The organism is Nostoc sp. DedQUE05, assembly GCF_034530955.1.
GTDB lineage: Bacteria > Cyanobacteriota > Cyanobacteriia > Cyanobacteriales > Nostocaceae > Nostoc.
On record NZ_JAVRCB010000021.1, the window covers coordinates 1 to 19,533 of the forward strand.

Genomic DNA, 19,533 nt, shown 5'->3' on the forward strand with positions numbered 1-19,533 from the left:
CCGAAATAACAAATGAGTACTCCGAAATAACAAATGAGTACTCCAAAATAACAAATGAGTACTCCAAAATAACAAATGAGTACCCCGAAATAACAAATGAGTACTCCAAAATAACAAATGAGTACTCCGAAATAACAAATTGTTCAGGGTTGAGAAAAATTGGTATTGCACGCAGAGCCGCAAAGGATACAGAGGAAGAAGAGAATCGTTATGCACAATGCTATGCTTGCGTTAAAATGCGTAAGTCCTGTGTATCTGACTAGATGAGACCTTATCATCAAATCCCGATTTTTGAGTGTGGTGAACCGCTAGTAGCGATTCCTTTAGAATTGTTTGCGGTGGAATCTCCCCATCCTTATGAAAAGTTAGGTGCGCCTTATGGCGATCGCTCTCCCTATTATCTTCGTCAAAGTGTTATTGAAAACTTGCTCCAAGCGCAAAATTACCTAGAATTGTTGCGTCAGAAGTGGCGGATTCAAATTTTTGATGCCTATCGCCCAGTAGCAGTCCAGCAGTTTATGGTAGATTACAGCTTCGCCCAAGCAGTGCGGGATAGAGGACTGACTGAGGTGGAGTTATCCCCAAACCAACGCCAAGAGATTTGGGAAGCGGTTTATGGAATTTGGGCTGCACCGAGTTTGGATGCAAAAACTCCGCCTCCTCACAGTACTGGTGGGGCGGTGGATGTGACGCTGGTAGATGATACTGGCGAAATAGTGGATATGGGTTCGCCGATTGATGAAATGTCAGAGCGATCGCATCCCGATTATTATGCCAATAGCGATCGCTCAGAAACGCAAAAGTATCATACTCATCGTCAACTATTGCAAGATGTAATGTTAAAAGCCGGCTTTCAACGCAATCCTAGAGAATGGTGGCATTTTTCTGTTGGCGATCAAATGTGGGCTTGGCTAAATAATCAATCTAATCCAGCCAATCCTACCACAGCACGTTATGGGCGGCTTGTATAGATGCGTTATTACAAAAAAATTCAGGAGTCAGAATTCAGAATTCAGAATTGAATTGGAGTCTAACTGGCAGACTTGCTCAATCTAATGCTGAATAAATGGTGATACTAAATGCGAAATCTTTCTTACGGAATCCATAAGGAATAAATAAGCGTTCATCCTACACTTTCTTCTTCTGACTACTGAATTCAGACTACTGAATACTTCTTCAAGCATCTTGAGGATTCAGTTCTTTTAACTCGTCGGTGGTGTAAGTACCAATGGGAGTCCAAACTAGATAGGGAACGAGTAACAACGCCGCTATTAGAGAAATCGGTAAAACGCAGATTGCCAAGACAACGCCTGAAATCAAACCGATTAGCCCAAGAACTTCCCCAACTTTGAGGCTGCGAAACCTCAACATTGTAGGTATGTAGGCAACGGTGATAATTTCCACCAAGAGGTACAAAGCCATTAGTAGCCAAGTAATTATGCCTCCGGGATTTTTTTCCCAGACAAAATAAGCTGAAGCTGCACCGCAAATAAAAATCACAGTCCAGATAATTGGAATCAGCGGCTCAAAAACTAGCCAACGAGGGCGACTTAAGTTTGCAAACCATTTAACATCACGTGGCGTGATGAAGAAACTACCAAGGGCGACGAAGAAAGTTACAGCCCCAATTATTATCCAAGATGGAATCATAATGCACTCTTGCTTTGTGTATTTTGTCAATTCATACACTGCAAGTTTGACAATTTAGACTAGATGTTTAATCATTCTCTGGTGCGATTCTTAGGCATCTTGAGGATTGAGACTCATCATCTGCCAAGTGGTATAAGTACCAATGGGACTCCAGAGTAAATAAGGAACTAGTAATAGGGCTGCCCAACCAGAAAAACCTAAGACTGCAAGTATCAATAAAATATCAATAATCAAACCTGTGCCACCGAGAATTGTACCCACTTTCAGACTGCGAAGCTTAAACATTACAGGCGTATAGGCAATCGTAACAATTTCTAATAGCAGATATAAACCCATGATTAACCAGGTTGAGGTGCTTCCTGGGTCTTTTTCCCAGACAATATAAGCTGACCAAGCACCGCAAATAAATATTACAGTCCAAATAATCGGAATTGCACCCTCAAAAGTTAGCCATCTCGGTCGTTGTAAACGCTTGAACCATTGGCGATCGCTAGGCGTAATCACGTTCGCTGCTAAAGCAACCAAGAAAGCCACGCCCCCAATCACCATCCAAGATTTAATCATGCCCGTTAGTCCTTTACAAGCGCTATTTATCGCTTAATACCACTCTTTATAGTCTGATTTTGTCAATTTAATTGCTAATTACTCATCATCCCTGAGTTTGAAACCTTCACATCGTTTGGCTGGATTTTAAATTATATAGCAATCTGATTTGATTTCTGAATTAATCGTAGGGACTAGGGACTGGGGACTGGGGACTGGGAAGAAGGAATAAAGCTGTACTGAGTTTTTTTCAAAAATCAAATATGAGTCCTATAGGCATTGGGAAGAAACGGTAGAGAAACTTAGGCTTGAACTTTCTCAGCTATCCATAGAAGAGCGTGCAGAGCTTGCTTACTTTTTGAGCCATTCTTTAGACAAAGAAGTGGATAAAGATATAGACCTTGCTTGGGATATTCAGTTAACACAAAGGTTGGAAGATATTAGTAGTGGAATAGTTTCTGGTGAACAGTCAGATAAGGTATTCACCGAACTGCGAGACAAGTATTCGTGAAGCCGATTATTATCCACACCAAAGCACGAGAAGAGTTAGATAATTTCGGCTACTACGAGAAGCAAAAAGCAGGTCTAGGGCTAGATTTTTTATCTGAAGTGGAACAGTCTATTAGCAAGATTCAGCAAAACTCGAACATAGGAGCGCCGTATTAAATTGTAGGGCTGCGTCGTTATGTGATTCAGGATTTTCCTGATCTCATCTTCTATGCAGAAATTGAAGAGTTTATCTGGATTGTTGCAATAGCACATAGCAAGCGCAGACCGGATTATTGGAGAAGGCGATTTCAGTGAGTTTTTGATTAAGGTTAGCGATCGCTTTTTAACTACAACAAATTGCATGATGAGGTAGAGATAATCGTAGGGGCACAACATGTTGTGCCTCTACCCGTGTATTTCATTTACTTTGCTAATCAAGTTTCACAGCGATCGCCATAAATAAGAAAATTGTAGAAGCTCAAAGATTGATCGGGAATAGAGATGGTAACATTAGCCTGTTAGCCTAATAGTTCATCCTATGTGTTTCTGGTTATCACCTACCTCTCGTCATGCTTATGGCTAAAACAACTAGGATTTTTGGCGCAAATTCTCTAAAGTTTAAAAGCAGGGGTCGAGAAACGGCAAGGACGCGCTGGCTCACCCCCCTAACTCACTTTTTACGTTTGCCTTTGTACTTCCTGGTCGCTTTGCTATGCATTCTCGGTTCACCAGTGCTAGCAAAAGTTCCTGGCTCAATCAATTCTTTATCCCAACTGCCAATAAATAGTATAGTATCGCTGGCTGTGCCCACTGATGCCGCCTCACTCTTACAGCAGGGCAAAGTTTTATACAGTAATGGCAACTTTGCCAAAGCTGTAGAAGTTTTACAACAGGCTGTCCAAATATATAAGCAGCAAGGGGAGAGCCTTGCACTAGCAGTCACATTGGGTAATCTTTCCCTAGCTTACCAGCAACTCGGTGCATGGAATCAGGCGCAGCAGGCAATTACAGAAAGCTTAAATGTACTCCAAGAACCGGATAAAAACCAAAATCTGCAAATATTTGCCCAATCACTAGATATTCAAGGTCGTCTGCAATTGGCAATGGGAAAGTCGGAAGCGGCTTTGGCAACTTGGCAGCAAACAGAAGAAATTTACAAACAAGCAGATAATCAAAGTGGTGTGGTGCGATCGCTAATCAATCAAGCACAAGCTTGGCGCACTCAAGGATTTTACCCGCGGGCGATCAAAACCCTCGATCGAATAAGTCAGACGTTAAAATCTCAACCAGATTCTCTAGAAAAGACAGTGAGTTTGCGATCGCTCGGTGATGCTCTTTTGGTATTGGGCGATTTGAAAAAGTCACGTCAAGCATTAGAAGAAAGTCTGATAATTGCTCAAAATCTCCAATCAAGCGCTGATATTGGGGCTAGTCTGTTCAGCTTGGGGAATAATGCCCGTAAACAAAATCAAAAGGAACAGGCGATCGCCTATTATCAAAAAACAGTCGCACTATCTCCCTCACCCCTCACAAAAGTTCAAGCACAACTCAATCACCTGGGACTACTGATCGAAGATAAAGAATGGGCAAAGGTGCAAACTCTTTTGCCGTCGATTGAGTCCCAACTCAGGCAACTCCCTCTCAGCCGTGCGAGTATTTACGCTCATGTTAACTTTTCACAAAGTTTGGCAAAAGTCAAGAGTGGTGTATTACAAGCATCGAGTCATAGTTTTTACTCAGGATTAAGTACAAAAGATTCAGCAAAATTACTCGCTAGTGCCATCCAGCAATCCCGCAGCTTAGAAGACAAGCGGGCAGAGGCTTATGCTCTAAAGAGTTTAGGCGGCTTGTACGAAGAAACCAGACAGTGGTCAGAAGCGCAAGACTTGACCCGGCAAGGATTAGCTTTGGCACAGAGTAGCAATGCACCAGAAATTACCTATAGCTTGGAGTGGCAGTTAGGTAGATTGCTTTGGGCACAAAAAGATATTAATGGTGCGATCGCCGCTTATGATGCTGCTGTAGACACTCTTGAATCTCTCCGCAGAGATTTAGTAGTCAATAAAGATGTAGTAAACCAAGATGTGCAATTTGATTTCCGGGACAGTGTAGAACCCGTCTACCGCCAGTCAGTAGAGTTACTGCTGCAATCTCAAAAAGGAAAACCAAATGAAAAAATATTGGATAAAGCACGCCAACGGATTGAAGCACTCCAACTAGCAGAATTAGACGACTTCTTTCAAGAAGCTTGTCTGCAAGGCCAGAAAGTAGCCCTCGATCGAGTAGTAGACAAAGACAATACCAAGGCTGCCATCCTTTATCCAATTATTCTTCGTGACGAACTCCAGGTAATTGTCAAAATTCCCAAACAATCTCTGCAAAGCTATAGTACCAAGATTTCCCAAGGGGAAGTAGAGCAACTCCTAATAAAACTGCGAAGAAATCTTGTCGATCCAACTGCTACTAAGATCGTCCAAACCCAATCGCAACAAGTTTACAGTTGGCTGCTTAAACCCATTGAGTCACAATTGCAGCAAAGTGGTGTCGATACGTTAGTGTTCGTCCTAGATGGGCCATTACGCAATTTACCAATGGCGGCTCTCTACGATGGTAAACAATATTTAGTAGAGAAATATGCGATCGCCCTGAGCGTCGGTCTACAACTCCTCGACCCGAAACCGCTAATTAAACAGCAACTCAGAGCGCTAACCGCAGGACTGACTCAGCCACCGCCAGGATTTCCCAAGTTTGCACCATTGCTAGCGATCAAATCTGAATTTGACGGTATTACGAAAGCAGGAGTTTCGACAACTAGCCTATTGGATGGGGATTTTAAGAAAAAGAATTTGGAAAGTGAAATTGATGCTGCTTCATTCAACATAGTGCATTTGGCAACCCACGGTCAGTTTAGCTCCCGCCTCGAAGACACTTTTATTTTAGATTTCGATGGTCAGATAAATGTCAAAGATTTTGATACTCTCTTCCACAGCCAGGGTAAAACCGTAGTAGAATTATTAGTCTTGAGTGCTTGCCAGACAGCAACAGGAGACAGCCGGGCAGCACTGGGTCTAGCAGGAGCAGCTGTCCGAGCTGGGGCACGTAGTACCATCGCTTCTTTGTGGCAAATTGATGATGAATCAACAGCGATGTTTGTTAGTGCCTTCTATCGAGAACTCAAGAGTGGCAAAATCACCAAAGCCGAAGCAGTCCATCGTGCCCAACTACAACTGCTGAAACACCCCAATTACAGAGCGCCAAGCTTTTGGTCTGCTTATGTATTGATTGGTAATTGGTTGTGATTTGGGGATTGGGGACTGGGGACTGGGGATTGGGGACTGGGGATTGGGAATTGGGGACTGGGGACTGGGGACTGGGGATTGGGAATTGGGGACTGGGGACTGGGGACTGGGGACTGAGGATTGGGAATTGGGGACTCGTTCATCTAGCTCAAAACCTCAAATCTCCCAATCACTAATCACCAATTACCTAATCTAGTGCCATACTCTTCTTTACCTTGTTGTTGGGAACGAATGAAACGACAGTAACCCTTAAGACCTTTTTCAATCTGGTCTTTAAGTTGACTAACCCAGTGTAATTGTTCTGTATTGCAGTACCCCAGGCTTTCAGCAATAATGAAAGCACTTTTAGTCTCAGTTAATGAACCACAAGCAATGTACATAAAACGCAATCTATCTAGATAATGATAACGTCCGTAGCCCTCAGCTATGTTCAGTAAAACACTACAAGCCGATCTTCGTAATTGATCGCTCAAATTGTAACGCTCAAAAGTTGGCAACCTATCTGCTAGTCGATAAGCTGCTTTTAGTAGCTTGACGCTATCTTGATAGAAGTCTAAAGACTCAAAACCTCTATCTCCCATATCATCTTAATAATATACAAACAATCCCTCAATTTTATGGGATATTTTTACCTAATCCCCAGTCCCCAGTCCCCAGTCCCCAATCCCAATTATCTTTTTCCAGTATTCAGTTTTGTGGCATAAATTTATTGAATGCGGGTGATATATACATAGCAGCATTGAACCCTAGAAATTGACTTATGAATAACTCCACCTATCAGCTAGATGATTTCGCTTTAACATTGCCGATTTCCCAAACAGCTCGCATAACTGCCCAGCAATTTGCTAACCAGCAACCAAATCTTGAAAAAGCAGAGCAAGTCCGGCTGAATACTTTAGCTGTATGGGTGGTGAATGACTACTTGCAGATGATGGATATTCCTACCGATCTTCAAGCTAGTGACAGTTGGAACCCAATTGTGCGCCTTTGTGGGGATGTCGCTGATTTAGAACTGCCCTCAATTGGCCGTCTGGAGTGTCGCCCTGTCCATCTGCATCAGGAGATATGTTTTATTCCTCCAGAAACTTGGGAAGAACGGGTGGGTTATTTAATAGTTCAATTTGATGAATCGCTCGAAGAAGCAAGGCTGCTTGGTTTTATCCCTAGTGTAGCAACCCAAACAGTTCCTTTAGCGCAACTGCAACCATTGGAAGCGTTTATCGATCGCATCTGGGAACTGCGTCAATCCCCAGCTAATTCATTAGTGAATTTGAGCCAATGGTTTGCTGGTATATTTGAGACTGGTTGGGAAACTATTGAATCGCTGTGGAACGTGCCGGAACTCATGCCAACTTATGCCTTTCGCAGTGTTGAAACTTTGGAATTAGATACCCTCAAACAACCAGAATCAATTACTAAACGGGCAAAAGTGATTGATTTAGGTATCCAAATCCACAACCAACCTGTGATGTTGATTGTGGAAATCAACCCCGAAAAAGATCGACAAACTAGTATTCATCTCCAATTGCACGCCACTGGAAATCAAATTTACTTGCCACCAGGAGTTCATCTCACTGTTATAGATAGTTCAGGAGCAATATTTCTTGACGCTCAATCGAGAAAATCAGACAACTACATTCAGTTGCAGTTTCGTGGTGAACCTACAGAGCAATTTAGTGTTAGGGTCGCCTTGGATAATACCAGTATTACCGAATATTTCCGAATTTGAAATATGTAACTATCTTCCTTGTTTGTCAGTAATTTATTAAGTGATAATTCATTAATTGAAAATTAAAAATTAAAAATCCAAGCTAGTTTTTGGGGATTTTGAAAAAAATCTGTAGATACTTGTGAAGCTTGCGATCGGACATTAGAACAGGGCACGATCTTGCATGGGGAAATAGCGACGGTTATGGGTAAATTAGTGGCGATCAAATTTGGAGAGGGTAGTTTTGAGCAGGGGTTTGCTGTCACCCTCCAAATTGGTGAAGAACACGAGCGTGCTACAACCGAAATCACTGGGAGGCTCCCTTCATTCCCGGAAATGCCGCTCTATTATAGTCATTGGCAGTCTAGTTATCGGCAGATAGGTAATCGTTATCGCCTCCATGCTGACAAAATGCAAGTGACGAATGTATCGATGGTGCAAGACTGCGAAAACGCTTCTCATATTTTGCGGGCACGCTTTAATACCTGGCTGCGAGCAGAGGAATTTCGCCCTTTGAGGGAAAAATGGTTAGAAAGATTATCATCCAGCGACGAAGTACGGGTAATTTTGCAAACAGAAAATAGCCAATTGCAGCTATTACCCTGGCATCTGTGGGAGTTATTAGAACGCTATCCCAAAGCTGAAATTGCCCTTTCTTCACCATCTTACGATCGCATTCACAAGCCACGCACTCTCAATCAATTAGTCAATATTTTGGCAATTGTCGGCAATAGTAAAGGGATTGATACCCAAGCCGATCGAGCTTTACTGCAACAGTGTAGTAACGCACAGGTGAGCTTTTTGGTAGAACCACAACGTAAGGACTTGACTGAGCATCTCTGGGGAAAAAACTGGGATATTCTCTTCTTTGCCGGACACAGTTCCAGTCAAGGAAATGGCGAAAGCGGACGAATTTATCTGAATAGAACTGATAGTCTTACCATTGGCGAGTTAAAGTACGCTCTCAAAAAAGCCATTGAAAATGGTTTGCAATTAGCTATATTTAACTCCTGTGATGGCTTGGGATTGGCGCGAGAATTAGCTGATTTGCAAATTCCTCAAATAATTGTCATGCGCGAACCCGTCCCAGACCAGGTTGCGAAGGAGTTTTTAAAATATTTTCTCGAAGGCTTTGCCGGTGGCGAGTCTTTATATCAAGCGGTACGCCAAGCACGGGAACGCTTGCAAGGACTTGAGGATAGATTTCCTTGTGCAACTTGGCTACCAGTAATTTGCCAAAATCCGGCGCAGATACCACCGACTTGGGATGAATTAAGGTCTACAAAATCTGAAGATGAAGAGCCAGCAAGTTTACCTTTGTCTAACAAACGCAGATTTAAGAGAACTGTGTTATCCAGCTTGGCAGTTACAGCCTTGGTTTGTGGCGTGAGATTGGTGGGATTGCTAGAAAATCCAGAGATTCAAGCCTTTGATTTAATGATGCGATCGCGCCCCACAGAAGGACTCGATCCCCGACTGTTGATTATCACAATTGACGATGAGGATTTAGCAATTCAAAGACAAAATGGCGAGTCCTTAATTGGAGCTTCTATTTCTGAAAAATCTCTGAATAAACTCTTAGCAAAACTGAATCAATACCAACCCAGCGCGATCGGCTTAGATGTCTACCGTGATTTTCAGGCCAAAGAGCCAGATTTAATTACTCGTCTCCAGCAAACTCAGAACTTGGTTGGCGTATGCAAGGGGAGCGATCGCACAGGAAATATCAAAGGCATTAAGCCGCCACCAGAAATCCCTCCAGCAAATCTGGGATTCAGTGACTTTATTCACGATCGCGATGGAGTTATTCGTCGGCATCTTCTGTTCATGAAGCAAGAGGCGACATCATTGTGTACTGCTGAATATTCCTTCAGTTTACAACTAGCATCCCTTTATCTGCACCCTTTAGGAATTCAAACAAAGTTCACCCCTGAAGGAAATTTGCAGTTGGGTAAGACTATTTTTGAGAATTTGAAGTCTCGTACTGGTGGCTATCAAAATATTGATGCGAATGGCGGTCAAATCTTACTCAACTATCGTTCTTCAAAAGAAATAGCCGAACAGGTAAACCTAAGGCAATTTTTATCTAGTCCAATTAACCCTAACGCCATCAAAAACCGGATTGTTCTCATTGGTGTGACTGCAAAGGGTGATTCTCCAGACACCTGGCCTACACCTTATGGTATTCCTTTAGACGAGCAAATGCCAGGAGTACTGGTACAAGCTCACATGGTCAGCCAGATCCTTGGTGCAGTCCAAGATGGGCGGCCGTTGCTGCGGGCTTGGTCATGGTGGGCAGAGGTAATCTGGATTTGGGGCTGGTCTTTGATTGGGGGAGTCCTAGCTTGGCGCAGGTTTTCTTTACCCTGGTTGGCGTTGGCAATGGGTGTTGCTTCTAGCGTTTTGTATGTAGTTTGCTTTGGTCTGTTAATTTCAGGTGCTTGGGTGCCTTTCGTACCGTCGGCTTTATCGTTGTTAGCTATGGGAGTTTTAATGTCAATTTATAGTAATTCAAAAACAAAAGTGCGGGCGGGGAATGGGGAATAGGAGCAGGGGAGCAGAGGAGCAGAGGAGATGAGGGGACAAGGGGACAAGGAGATAAACAAAACTCCTAACTCCTAACTCAGCACTCAGCACTCCTAACGCCCAGTGCCCAATCTAAAATCTAAAATCTAAAATCTAAAATCCTATGAGGTCAGGTGTCTATGAATTCAAATTCACAACCGATAAAGCTGTTTTTAGTAGTAGCTTTTAGCTGTACAAGTTTATCAGTTAGTCTGACTCCAGTACTGGCGAAACCAACCCCTAACCGCTCTGATGCTAAAACAATCCTTGCTCAAGCTAAAACCTTTAATCAACCTCCAATTCCAGCTGGCTCCCCTCCTGGAGGTCGCGTTCGTGGTGGAGCGAAGCGCACCGGGCCGGAGGGATGTCCACTTACTAAACCTGACCTGACTGCTTTAGTCCCCTTTACTCAGGAAGCTAACTCAGTGATTAATGTCTGGGGACAAACAACAGTAGAACATCCAAGTTGGTTCTTCTATGTGCCATATACCAAAGATTTGCCCTATACAGTTGAATTTGTGTTGCAAGATCCAGATGCTAACGAGGTATACAAAAAAGCGATCGCTCTACCAGATAAGCCAGGAGTCATCCCCGTTTCTTTACCTAGCACTGCTCCCGGTTTAGCAGTAGGCCAACAATACCGCTGGTTTTTCACAATTAACTGTGACAAGCAACAGAATGCTCCCCCAAGTTTTGTTGAAGGGGTAATAAAACGAGTTAACCTCAGTCAACCAACAGTCAAACAACTAGAAACGGCAGAACCTCTAAAGCGCTATGCTATCTATGCCCAAAATGCGATATGGTACGAGGCACTGACAACGTTGGCTGAACTGCGTCAAAAAAATCCTCAAGATGCAGCCCTAAAAGCAGAGTGGCGAAATTTGTTAAGCAGCATCCGTTTAGATGATGTTGCCGGAGAACCCATTCTTCCAGGAACACCTTAAACTAGGAAAAAATTTTTAATATAGCAAGGGACTGGGGATGGTGGGGTCCCCTCTGGGGATAAGGGGTAATGGGGACTGGGGACTGGGTGAAAAGCCTTTTTGTGTCTAAGTTTTATCGTCTGTTGATGTCCTAACCACCTTGACTGTTGCTATACCAATTTGAAAAAAGAATGGAAAAAATAGACCATTTGTAGAGACGCGATTCATCGCGTCTTGACTTTACACCGATTCATCGATTGAATTTGTATAAGCAAAGATTTGATGTAGAGACGTTGCAATACAACATCTCTACAGTTGTGTTGTTTAGTTTGCAGCAACACTTACTAAACCATTGTGCCTGAGCAAAGCGATCGTACTTGGTTCACGACCCCGGAAAGTTTTAAACACCTCCATTGGATGCTTGCTACCACCGAGTGCTAGTACTGTATCCCGATAACGCCGACCTGTCACTTTTATAGCTTCTTCATTTTCTAGCCCAGCTTCTTCAAAAGCGGCAAAAGCGTCAGCACTTAGTACCTCAGCCCATTTGTAACTGTAGTAACCTGCTGCATAACCACCCTCAAAAATGTGCCCAAAAGAACACAGTATTGAATCTTCTGGAAGTGGTGGTAAAACAGTAGTAGTCTTAGCTATGCGATGACGCACATCTGCTGGAGTTTCATTGCTGCCAGAACGATAGCGGTAATGTAGTTCTAAATCAACACTGCTAAGGTGAATTTGCCGTAACATACCAGTACCACTCATATAATTACGCGCCGCTAGCAGCTTTTGATAATAATGCTCTGGTAGAGCTTCTCCAGTTGCGTAGTGTTTAGCCATACCAAACAAAGTGGGTCGCTCATAACACCAGTTTTCCATAAACTGACTGGGTAGTTCCACTGCATCCCATTCCACATTATTGATACCTGCGGCTCCCGCATAGTCAACCTTGGTGAGCATGTGGTGCAATCCATGACCAAACTCGTGGAACAAAGTCTCTACTTCATAGAAAGTCATCAAACTCGGCTTACTATCTACTGGGGGAGTTTGGTTACATATCAAATAAGCCACAGGCAAACGGATGGCAGTTGCATCATTTTCATTTTTGGCACGATTGATGCATACATCCATCCAAGCACCACCACGTTTTTCTGCTGGACGGCTATAGGGATCTAAGTAGAAGTAAGCGATGGGAGAACCAGTTTCATCGGCTATTTGAAAATAACGGACATCTTCATGCCATACTGGGGCTTGGCCATCAGCAGGGGTTACTGTAACACCAAATAGCCGCTTAACAAGTCCAAACAAGCCATCTAGCACTTGGGGAAGGGGAAAATAGGGACGTAATTCTTCAGCGGTAAAGGCAAATTTTGCTTCTCGTTGGCGTTCTGCCCAAAAGCTGATGTCCCAATGTTTTAAATCTTGATATTCTTCTCCATAAGATGCAGCAAAAGCTTGGAGTTCTTTTAAGTCTTTGACAGCAGCATCATAACTGGCCTGGCGTAGTTCTTCTAATAGTGCTTCAACTGCCTCAACGTTAGGAGCCATTTTACTTGCAAGGCTCAATTCGGCAAAACTCTTAAAGCCAAGTATATCTGCGAGTTCTTGCCGTAACTCCAAAATACGCACAATTAACGGGTTATTATCTAAATCGCCACTAGAAGCACGAGTGATATGAGCTTTGTAGAGCTTTTCACGCAAATCTCGACGGGTGCTGTGCTGCATGAAAGGGCCGTAGCTGGGGAAGTCTAAAGTAATGCGCCAAGGGCCATTTTCTGGTGTGGCATTCTCTTCTTTTGCGGCTCGTGCAGCTTGAGCGGCTAAACTCACCAAACTTGGTGGTAAACCGTCAATTTCCGCTTTTGTTGTCAGGGTTAAGCTAAAGGCTTTTGTGGCATCAAGTACATGGTTAGAGAATTTAGTAGAAAGTTCTGCCAACTCCATCTGAATGGCGTTGAAACGGTCTCTTGCTTCTCCTTTTAAGCCTACCCCAGAAAGTTCTGCATCTCGAATGGCGGCTTCTACAATGCGCTGTTGGGCTAATTCTAAAGTTGCCCAACTATCACTGCTACGAAGTGCCTTAAAAGCATTGTAGATGGGTTGGCTTTGACCGAGTTTGTTGATAAATTGTACGACTAGTGGCTGTACGATTTCATGAGCTTCGCGCAGTTCCGGGCTATTTTTAACACCCATTAAATGATTTACCGCCCCCCAACTCCAGGTAAGCCGTTCTGTCAGCTTTTCTAAGGGTTCTACTAAACCACTCCAAGTCGGCTGTACATTAGCCTCTAAGGTGGCAAGTTGCTGGTCAAGTTCTGCTAGCAACTGATTGAAGGCGGGTACTACTCGTTCTGGTTTAATCTCTGTAAATGGAGGTAAACCAGTGCCTTGGAGTAAGGGATTATCGGAAATAATGGTACTTGCACTCATGATTTTGTGTGAACTGCGAACGAAAAAAAATCATTGTTGATTTTTATTTATATATCTTCTAATGTAACGATCGCTGTGCTATTTAGTATTGCCATTGTGGCAAAAAGCTAAAAAAAACGATAATTCCTCACAAAAGTATCCCGATATAACTATTTTGTTTGGTATTTGAACAACATTGTTGGGGATTGGGCATTGGGCAAAACCTTAGCTAGCCGCTAACAGCACGGGCTAAACCTTAGCTTTCCGCTAACAGCACTCTTGAGGGACATTGGACATGGTTATTCTCTCTCATCACCTTTGTCTTCTTCATTTACTCGGCAGTTCTAGAAATTTCAAGGAAAGTGCCTGAGATAATATAATCATCCAGGCATCTTCTCAACAGGTGGCTAATGATGACCGAAACAGAAAAGGATACAGGCAACTAAATTTATTTATGGAAATTGTTAATTTTGAATTTTGAATTCGGAGCGTTCGCCCTTGGCGTCTCGAAGAGAAGCGACGTGACTAGCCTCTTACCCAGTTCTCAATCAACAGAAGTTTTTTATCCAAGCTCGGATGGTGAACCTTTAGCAGAAAGTTATGCTCATTTATGTGCTTTACTGGCAACTTTAGAAGTATTGAGGCAATATTTGCTGGATCGGCAAGCAACGGTTTTGAGTAACCAGTTTCTCTATTATGCTCAGGGTTTTCCAAGGTTACGGGTAGCTGCTGATGTAATGGTGATTTTTAATGTCGCTCCTGGAGGACGGGATAATTACAAGATATGGGAAGAGGGACAAGTGCCTGTAGTAATCCTTGAAATGACCTCCGAGGGTACTAAAAACCAGGACACGGGTTTCAAGAAGACGCTCTATGAACAATTAGGCGTAATAGAGTACTGGTTATTTGATCCCAAGGGAGAGTGGATTAAGGAGAAATTGCAAGGGTATCGACTGCGAGGTGAGGTGTATGAGCCAATTACAGATAGTCGATGTGAACTTTTGCAGCTGCGCTTGCAAATAGAAGGGCAACTGATTGGTTTTTATCGAGAAGACACTGGAGAAAAGTTGCTGATTCCAGAAGAGTTGGCAAAGGCACTGAAACAGGAAAGATTGGTGAGAGAACAAGCAGAGTCGCAGGTGGAAAGGTTGAAAGAACAACTGCGATCGCTTGGCGTTGACCCTGATATTATCTAGCTATAGATTTGCGATCGCATGTGGCGGGTGCTTCGCACTATCACAAAAAGACGCGATCGTGTACTATATCAAACAGGTAAATTGTCCGTCAGCATAGGCGTTAACTTGAAAGCGCAGTTTCAACCGAAGAATTCCACATTTTCAAGGCGTGTAAGCGTACAAATCAACTGACCATCAGCGAGCTTCCTTACAAACCGCAAAGGAAGGCTCTATATTTCCATATTTATGATATTATTTGGCAACTCATCTTTTTACTCGTAAAATCGAAGACAAGATCAAGGTCAGTAGAAAAGAGTCCCTAAATTAATGAATACGTTAATCAGTCAGGGTGGAAGAGCTATCACTAAATTTCAGGTGATAGACCGGATAAACGATATAGCTTGGCAAGCTCACCAAGGCAGCGTTGCGGCGATTATTCAGCTATTGAACGAAAAGCTAGCCCAGTCGTGTGTCAGAACTAGAGCCATTTTTTCTGATGGTGTCTTACAAATTCTGTGCGAGGCAGCTAAAGTAGAGCAACTTGAGCAATCTCCCCTGGTAGAACAAATCCAGCAAATTCTTGAGTCTATCGCCCCACGTCACATTCGCCGCGTCAAGATCAACAGTCGGATTGTTCGAGAACAACAATTGCTGTGGTTAAAAGAAATAGATAGCGATCGCGAAAATCAATTGCTTTGGTCACAGGAAATTACATTAATTCAGCCAAATGTTGTAAAGCAATTAATTAAAGATTTCACAGAAGCTCAAGCTGAACTAGGAAAACCAAATTATCCTAAAACTCAAGTCTCTCGTCCTTTAGTACTCATTAACAAAGAAAAATACAAAAATAAACCTAAAACAAAGATATTAGCAGCAGCAGGTTTATGCTCGCTGTTATTGCTTAGTTGGGTTGTTTATGCCCAGCTAGGTAATAAATTGAAAAACCTAATACAACCAGAAACTTCCAAATCTTTAACTACAGAAAACACTAACGATAGCAAAGCCCAAACACCGTCTCGCGCTCCTAACAATAGCTTTTCTGAGCCTTCTGACGATCCATTTCAAATATCTGTGCGAATTGCCAACCAAGCTTCTGCATCTGGAAAAACAGCTACAACCTCAACTCAGTGGTTAGAGATTGCTGCTAAGTGGCAACGGGCTTCAGATTTAATGAGTACGGTACCACAAACCCACAGCCGTTATCAAGAAGCTAAAATTCGTACTCAACTTTATAAAAAATACAGTGAGGCGGCACAGAAAGAAGCAGATAAGAGCAAATCTTAGTTTTTTCTGATTGGAAGACTTCGATTAGTGATTAGTATCCAGTAGCGATCAATGGATCGTTTACTTTACTTATCGCGCTTCATCCAAGCGCGTAAAACTAATTTCAATGGCTAACGCTTTTCTTGGGGAATAGGAGCAAATTCCCCATTTGATAATATTAGTTATACCACCGAACAGACGCGAAAGGGTTTTAGATAACACATATTTAATTTTTGAAGATATCTATAAAGAAATCGACCTTATTCCTTATTGTGAATAAAGTCGATTTAATCAGGTGGATTCATTTATGGGGTTAATCCAAAATCCAAAATGTGTATGTCCCCTAACTTATGAGTTCTCCTGTTTCTTGCAGGGAATGCAAGCGGCGGTAAATACCCTCGTAACGCAAGAGTTCATCGTGGCTACCCACTTCTACAATCTTTCCTTGTTCTAGAACGACAATTTTATCAGCTTCCCGGACTGTGCTTAAACGATGGGCAATAACAATGGTGGTGCAAGTGCCCTGAATCGATCGCATCGCTAGCTGAATTGAACGCTCAGACTCATAATCTAAACTAGAGGTGGCTTCGTCAAAAATCAGCACGTCTGGTTCCACTAACAATGCTCTAGCAATTCCCAAGCGTTGCCTTTGTCCTCCAGATAACCTGACACCTCGTTCTCCCACGACAGTGTAATAACCTTTGGGTAAGTGCTGCACTACTTCATCGACTCTGGCAATTCTACAGGCTTCTTGAACCTGCTCGAAAGTGGCATTCGTTCTGCCATAAGTCAGGTTATCCAAGATAGTACCGTTGAAAACGTCTACTTCTTGGTGAACGATCGCTAATCTCCGTCTATACTTACCGACATCCAAAGTGCGAATATCTTGACCATCAATCAGAATTTGACCTGCTTGAGGTTCAAAATATCGCAACAGCAATTTTACTAAAGTAGATTTACCAGAACCAGAACGCCCCACTAATGCCACTGTTTGGTATGGCTCAATCAATAAGTTGATATCTTGCAAAACTTGGCGGTTGGCATCATATCCAAAAGTGAGGTGCGACAACTCAATTTTTCCAGTAAATTTATAAGGTGATTCTGTCTGGTTGCTTTCTTCTAAGAGACTAGCTGAATCAGATGCAGTTGGCTCTTGCAGAAATTCGTGAAACCGCAGCATGGAAGAATAACGACGGGCAAAAACTTCTGCCAAGCTACCAATAGGTTCTAATTCGGCATAAGCCATGCTAGAAAGAGTTAAGGTCATGACAAAGTGACCGAGAGAAATTCTCCCATTTACTGTTGCTGCTAAAGTTAAACCCAGTATTGCAAACACACAAAACTGAATTACGGTTCTTTGCCAAGTACCCAATATCGTATAACCTTTGTGGATGCGATAATCAAGCACCATTAGTTCGCGATTCAAACGTTGCTTTTGCCGCTTCAGTTCTCTAGCTTCTGTAGCAAATGCTTTCACCGTTTTGATATTGGTGATTAATTCGGAAGTGCGGCTTTCGGTGTTCTCTCCATATTTATCCAGACGAGTTTCGTACCTAATTAGCTGTTGTAAACCCTTCAAGCTGAAGCTGAGAATAATTACAAAGGAAATTAGATACAAAATTGCAATCCGCCACTCAATGAACAAGATAAACACAAAAATCCCCAGTACACGAGCCAGTTTAGGAATCAACTGTCCGGCGATTTCGGGATATGCCCAAGTGTGGTTAGCAACACCTCTAGCTACTCTGCCGGCAATGCGTCCAGGGTTATTTTCATCATAAAATTCTAGTGGCAGAGTCAGAACTTTAGCGATCGCTGTTTCGTTTTTCTCTCGACGCGACCTGAAAGCTATATCCCAATGAAACCAATTGGTTAACCAGGGTTGTGTTGGCGCTCTCACTACGGTGACAACGAAAATTAAACCCAGTAATACACCCAAAGATAGAGTTTTATTAACTGGGTAATTGGTGATGTCCGAAAAAGTTGCGATCGCACTTTGAAGTGGTTTGTCCAAGGGTTGAGCAGATAAAATGTTTAAAATCTGTCCGATCGCATAAGGGACAACCAAATCAATAACTTCGTAAACGCTGGATGCTCCAATACTAAAGAGACTCAGCTTCCAATCAGAGCGAAAGTAATTGACAATATCTTGAAATTTGGCCATGATGCACACCGTCCAAGAGCGCGATCGTAAACTTGGAATTTATATACTACAAATGTATTACAAAAGTAGTCAAGAGCTAGATGACAAATCACTCTTTGGGAGTAGTTGGTAGCTCTTGAGGGAAAAATTCGAGGCGATAGCGGTAGAGAGCAACTGGTCGAAAACCAGCTTTAAAGTAATCTGGATCTTGGGATGAAAGATAGACAGCAGTAACTTGATCTGCTTCAATCACCGGATTAGATGTTGAAACTTGATGATAAGCCGTAGTCGATTCTACAGAGTTTAAATAGGGGCGCGAACCGCCTTTAAATAGTTGTTGAAACACTTCTGTGGTGATGAACTTGCCATCAGGGGTAGTTTCTGTAGCACGTGCAGTCACAATAGAAACTAGTTGGCGACTGCTACGCAAGAACGTAATTTGACGATTAGGTGAATCTGGATCTACTTTGACTGATAACACTGCTTTATCCCCTAAATAAGCTCTTGCCAAATTCAAGCTATTAAACGCTCTATCCGCTACTAAAATTGGGGATTTGTCACCTATCTGAGTAAGTATTTTTAATCCAGAAATAGGTGGTTGCTGTTTCACAAATCTTACTACAAAACTCACAGGCTGATTTAATTGCCGATGATTACCTTCAAACCCTGGTGTTACAATTTCTGGTGCTAAAGGCGCAGCTAAATCTACTAAGGTACTTGTAACTTTCCAAGTTCCAGCCATCCATTCAGGGTAAACTAAATCACCTGAAGCCGATTGCACTGAAGTTAGTTTTTCCCATTGGGGAAAATTTGCTAACCTTTGAGATAACTCTCCTGCAAAAGCTTCACCACCCCACATAAGGAATAAAAACAGCAAGCAAAAACTCAAAATTACCTTGATTACAAGCATTAGCAGTTTTGTATTTAATGGTTATTGTTTACCGATTAAAAATTAAGTAATTTTCTGTAATAAATTAAAACTTTGTAGTGAGATAATTAGCCCTATCCCGAATTTATAGTGATAGCATGACATTGGCATTAGGTATGATTGAAGTTTATGGTGTTCCCACAGCAGTGGAAGTGGGAGATGCCATGTGTAAAGCTGCCCGTGTAACCCTTGTTGGTTATGAAAACACTGATTTGGGACGAATTACTGTCTTAATTCGAGGAGCTATAGGCGAGGTGAATGTAGCAGTGACAGCAGGATTAAAGGCGGTGCTGCGAGTTGACGGTGGCGAGGTACTTTCTAATCACATTATTCCCCGTCCCCACGAAAATTTAGAATATGTTTTACCGATTCATCGCAGCGTTAATATCGAGCAGTTCAGTGCAGATATCCGATTTCCTCCACCCCTATCAGTTTAGC

At 42.6% G+C, this 19,533-nt stretch carries 17 protein-coding genes; 11 read left to right on the forward strand and 6 right to left on the reverse strand.

Going from position 1 to position 19,533, the window contains the following annotated elements:
• Nucleotides 1–263 (forward strand): hypothetical protein (locus RMZ42_RS17055; protein WP_322672495.1); only part of this gene is annotated, 263 nt, incomplete at its 5' end.
• The gene (locus tag RMZ42_RS17060; RefSeq protein ID WP_322672496.1) at nt 264–971 is read left to right on the forward strand and encodes a M15 family metallopeptidase; all 708 of its coding nucleotides are present in this window, start codon (nt 264–266) and stop codon (nt 969–971) included.
• A gap of 205 nt (nt 972–1,176) precedes the next feature.
• Here the strand turns inward: RMZ42_RS17060 and RMZ42_RS17065 are convergent, their stop codons facing one another.
• Together RMZ42_RS17065 and RMZ42_RS17070 are read right to left on the reverse strand one after the other, a co-directional pair.
• Nucleotides 1,177–1,650 (reverse strand): TspO/MBR family protein, encoded by a 474-nt coding sequence (locus tag RMZ42_RS17065; protein ID WP_322672497.1) that lies wholly within the window; start codon nt 1,648–1,650, stop codon nt 1,177–1,179.
• Between the two features lie 90 nt (nt 1,651–1,740).
• A complete protein-coding gene (locus RMZ42_RS17070) occupies nt 1,741–2,214 on the reverse strand; it encodes a TspO/MBR family protein (RefSeq protein ID WP_322672498.1) in 474 nt (157 codons plus the stop codon).
• Between the two features lie 307 nt (nt 2,215–2,521).
• Here RMZ42_RS17070 and RMZ42_RS17075 point away from each other — a divergent pair, with 307 nt between their 5' ends.
• The 3 genes from RMZ42_RS17075 to RMZ42_RS17085 all read left to right on the forward strand — a co-directional run bounded on the left by RMZ42_RS17075 (nt 2,522) and on the right by RMZ42_RS17085 (nt 5,981).
• Nucleotides 2,522–2,704 carry an addiction module protein gene (locus RMZ42_RS17075; RefSeq protein ID WP_322672591.1) on the forward strand — a complete coding sequence of 61 codons (183 nt, stop codon included), beginning with the start codon at nt 2,522–2,524 and terminating at the stop codon, nt 2,702–2,704.
• Nucleotides 2,701–2,859, forward strand: a complete 159-nt coding sequence (locus RMZ42_RS17080) for a hypothetical protein (protein WP_322672499.1) — start codon at nt 2,701–2,703, stop codon at nt 2,857–2,859. Before RMZ42_RS17075 ends, RMZ42_RS17080 begins: the two co-directional genes overlap by 4 nt.
• Before the next feature lie 398 nt (nt 2,860–3,257).
• Nucleotides 3,258–5,981, forward strand: a complete 2,724-nt coding sequence (locus tag RMZ42_RS17085) for a CHAT domain-containing protein (RefSeq protein ID WP_416211819.1) — start codon at nt 3,258–3,260, stop codon at nt 5,979–5,981.
• A gap of 176 nt (nt 5,982–6,157) precedes the next feature.
• Here the strand turns inward: RMZ42_RS17085 and RMZ42_RS17090 are convergent, their stop codons facing one another.
• Complete coding sequence (locus tag RMZ42_RS17090; protein ID WP_322672501.1) at nt 6,158–6,562, reverse strand: four helix bundle protein; 405 nt, start codon at nt 6,560–6,562, stop codon at nt 6,158–6,160.
• A 179-nt stretch (nt 6,563–6,741) separates the two neighbouring features.
• Between RMZ42_RS17090 and RMZ42_RS17095 the strand changes: the two genes are divergently transcribed.
• The 3 genes from RMZ42_RS17095 (at nt 6,742) to RMZ42_RS17105 (ending at nt 11,198) form a co-directional block, all read left to right on the forward strand.
• The gene (locus tag RMZ42_RS17095; RefSeq protein ID WP_322672502.1) at nt 6,742–7,710 is read left to right on the forward strand and encodes a DUF1822 family protein; all 969 of its coding nucleotides are present in this window, start codon (nt 6,742–6,744) and stop codon (nt 7,708–7,710) included.
• A 183-nt stretch (nt 7,711–7,893) separates the two neighbouring features.
• Nucleotides 7,894–10,236, forward strand: coding sequence for a CHASE2 domain-containing protein (locus RMZ42_RS17100; protein WP_322672503.1), 2,343 nt, complete (start codon nt 7,894–7,896; stop codon nt 10,234–10,236).
• A 158-nt stretch (nt 10,237–10,394) separates the two neighbouring features.
• Nucleotides 10,395–11,198, forward strand: a complete 804-nt coding sequence (locus RMZ42_RS17105) for a DUF928 domain-containing protein (RefSeq protein WP_322672504.1) — start codon at nt 10,395–10,397, stop codon at nt 11,196–11,198.
• 303 nt (nt 11,199–11,501) lie between these two features.
• Here RMZ42_RS17105 and RMZ42_RS17110 read toward each other — a convergent pair whose 3' ends face one another.
• A complete protein-coding gene (locus tag RMZ42_RS17110; RefSeq protein WP_322672505.1) occupies nt 11,502–13,607 on the reverse strand; it encodes a M3 family metallopeptidase in 2,106 nt (701 codons plus the stop codon).
• Nucleotides 13,608–14,107: 500 nt separating this feature from the next.
• On the opposite strand from RMZ42_RS17110, the gene RMZ42_RS17115 reads away from it, so the two are divergent.
• Both RMZ42_RS17115 and RMZ42_RS17120 read left to right on the forward strand, forming a co-directional pair.
• The gene (locus tag RMZ42_RS17115) at nt 14,108–14,782 is read left to right on the forward strand and encodes a Uma2 family endonuclease (RefSeq protein ID WP_322672506.1); all 675 of its coding nucleotides are present in this window, start codon (nt 14,108–14,110) and stop codon (nt 14,780–14,782) included.
• Between the two features lie 306 nt (nt 14,783–15,088).
• On the forward strand, nt 15,089–16,045 hold the full coding sequence (locus RMZ42_RS17120) for a hypothetical protein (protein WP_322672507.1): 957 nt from the start codon (nt 15,089–15,091) through the stop codon (nt 16,043–16,045).
• A 322-nt stretch (nt 16,046–16,367) separates the two neighbouring features.
• Here RMZ42_RS17120 and RMZ42_RS17125 read toward each other — a convergent pair whose 3' ends face one another.
• Nucleotides 16,368–18,188: an ABC transporter ATP-binding protein gene (locus tag RMZ42_RS17125; protein ID WP_322672508.1), complete on the reverse strand. Its 1,821-nt coding sequence runs from the start codon at nt 18,186–18,188 to the stop codon at nt 16,368–16,370.
• A gap of 88 nt (nt 18,189–18,276) precedes the next feature.
• The gene (locus RMZ42_RS17130; RefSeq protein WP_322672509.1) at nt 18,277–19,077 is read right to left on the reverse strand and encodes a DUF6816 family protein; all 801 of its coding nucleotides are present in this window, start codon (nt 19,075–19,077) and stop codon (nt 18,277–18,279) included.
• 116 nt (nt 19,078–19,193) lie between these two features.
• Between RMZ42_RS17130 and RMZ42_RS17135 the strand changes: the two genes are divergently transcribed.
• Nucleotides 19,194–19,532 (forward strand): carbon dioxide-concentrating mechanism protein CcmK, encoded by a 339-nt coding sequence (locus RMZ42_RS17135; RefSeq protein WP_322672510.1) that lies wholly within the window; start codon nt 19,194–19,196, stop codon nt 19,530–19,532.
• The last annotated feature ends 1 nt before the right edge of the window (nt 19,533 follow it).

What these genes read in the sequence shown, in the direction of transcription:
- RMZ42_RS17105 (WP_322672504.1), top strand. Translation starts at nt 10,395, where the DNA reads ATGAATTCAAATTCACAACCGATAAAGCTGTTTTTAGTAGTAGCTTTT.
- RMZ42_RS17070 (WP_322672498.1), bottom strand. Translation starts at nt 2,214, where the DNA reads ATGATTAAATCTTGGATGGTGATTGGGGGCGTGGCTTTCTTGGTTGCT.
- RMZ42_RS17095 (WP_322672502.1), top strand. Translation starts at nt 6,742, where the DNA reads ATGAATAACTCCACCTATCAGCTAGATGATTTCGCTTTAACATTGCCG.
- RMZ42_RS17090 (WP_322672501.1), bottom strand. Translation starts at nt 6,562, where the DNA reads ATGGGAGATAGAGGTTTTGAGTCTTTAGACTTCTATCAAGATAGCGTC.
- RMZ42_RS17085 (WP_416211819.1), top strand. Translation starts at nt 3,258, where the DNA reads ATGGCTAAAACAACTAGGATTTTTGGCGCAAATTCTCTAAAGTTTAAA.
- RMZ42_RS17060 (WP_322672496.1), top strand. Translation starts at nt 264, where the DNA reads ATGAGACCTTATCATCAAATCCCGATTTTTGAGTGTGGTGAACCGCTA.
- RMZ42_RS17125 (WP_322672508.1), bottom strand. Translation starts at nt 18,188, where the DNA reads ATGGCCAAATTTCAAGATATTGTCAATTACTTTCGCTCTGATTGGAAG.
- RMZ42_RS17120 (WP_322672507.1), top strand. Translation starts at nt 15,089, where the DNA reads ATGAATACGTTAATCAGTCAGGGTGGAAGAGCTATCACTAAATTTCAG.
- RMZ42_RS17135 (WP_322672510.1), top strand. Translation starts at nt 19,194, where the DNA reads ATGACATTGGCATTAGGTATGATTGAAGTTTATGGTGTTCCCACAGCA.
- RMZ42_RS17110 (WP_322672505.1), bottom strand. Translation starts at nt 13,607, where the DNA reads ATGAGTGCAAGTACCATTATTTCCGATAATCCCTTACTCCAAGGCACT.
- RMZ42_RS17130 (WP_322672509.1), bottom strand. Translation starts at nt 19,077, where the DNA reads ATGCTTGTAATCAAGGTAATTTTGAGTTTTTGCTTGCTGTTTTTATTC.
- RMZ42_RS17100 (WP_322672503.1), top strand. Translation starts at nt 7,894, where the DNA reads ATGGGTAAATTAGTGGCGATCAAATTTGGAGAGGGTAGTTTTGAGCAG.
- RMZ42_RS17065 (WP_322672497.1), bottom strand. Translation starts at nt 1,650, where the DNA reads ATGATTCCATCTTGGATAATAATTGGGGCTGTAACTTTCTTCGTCGCC.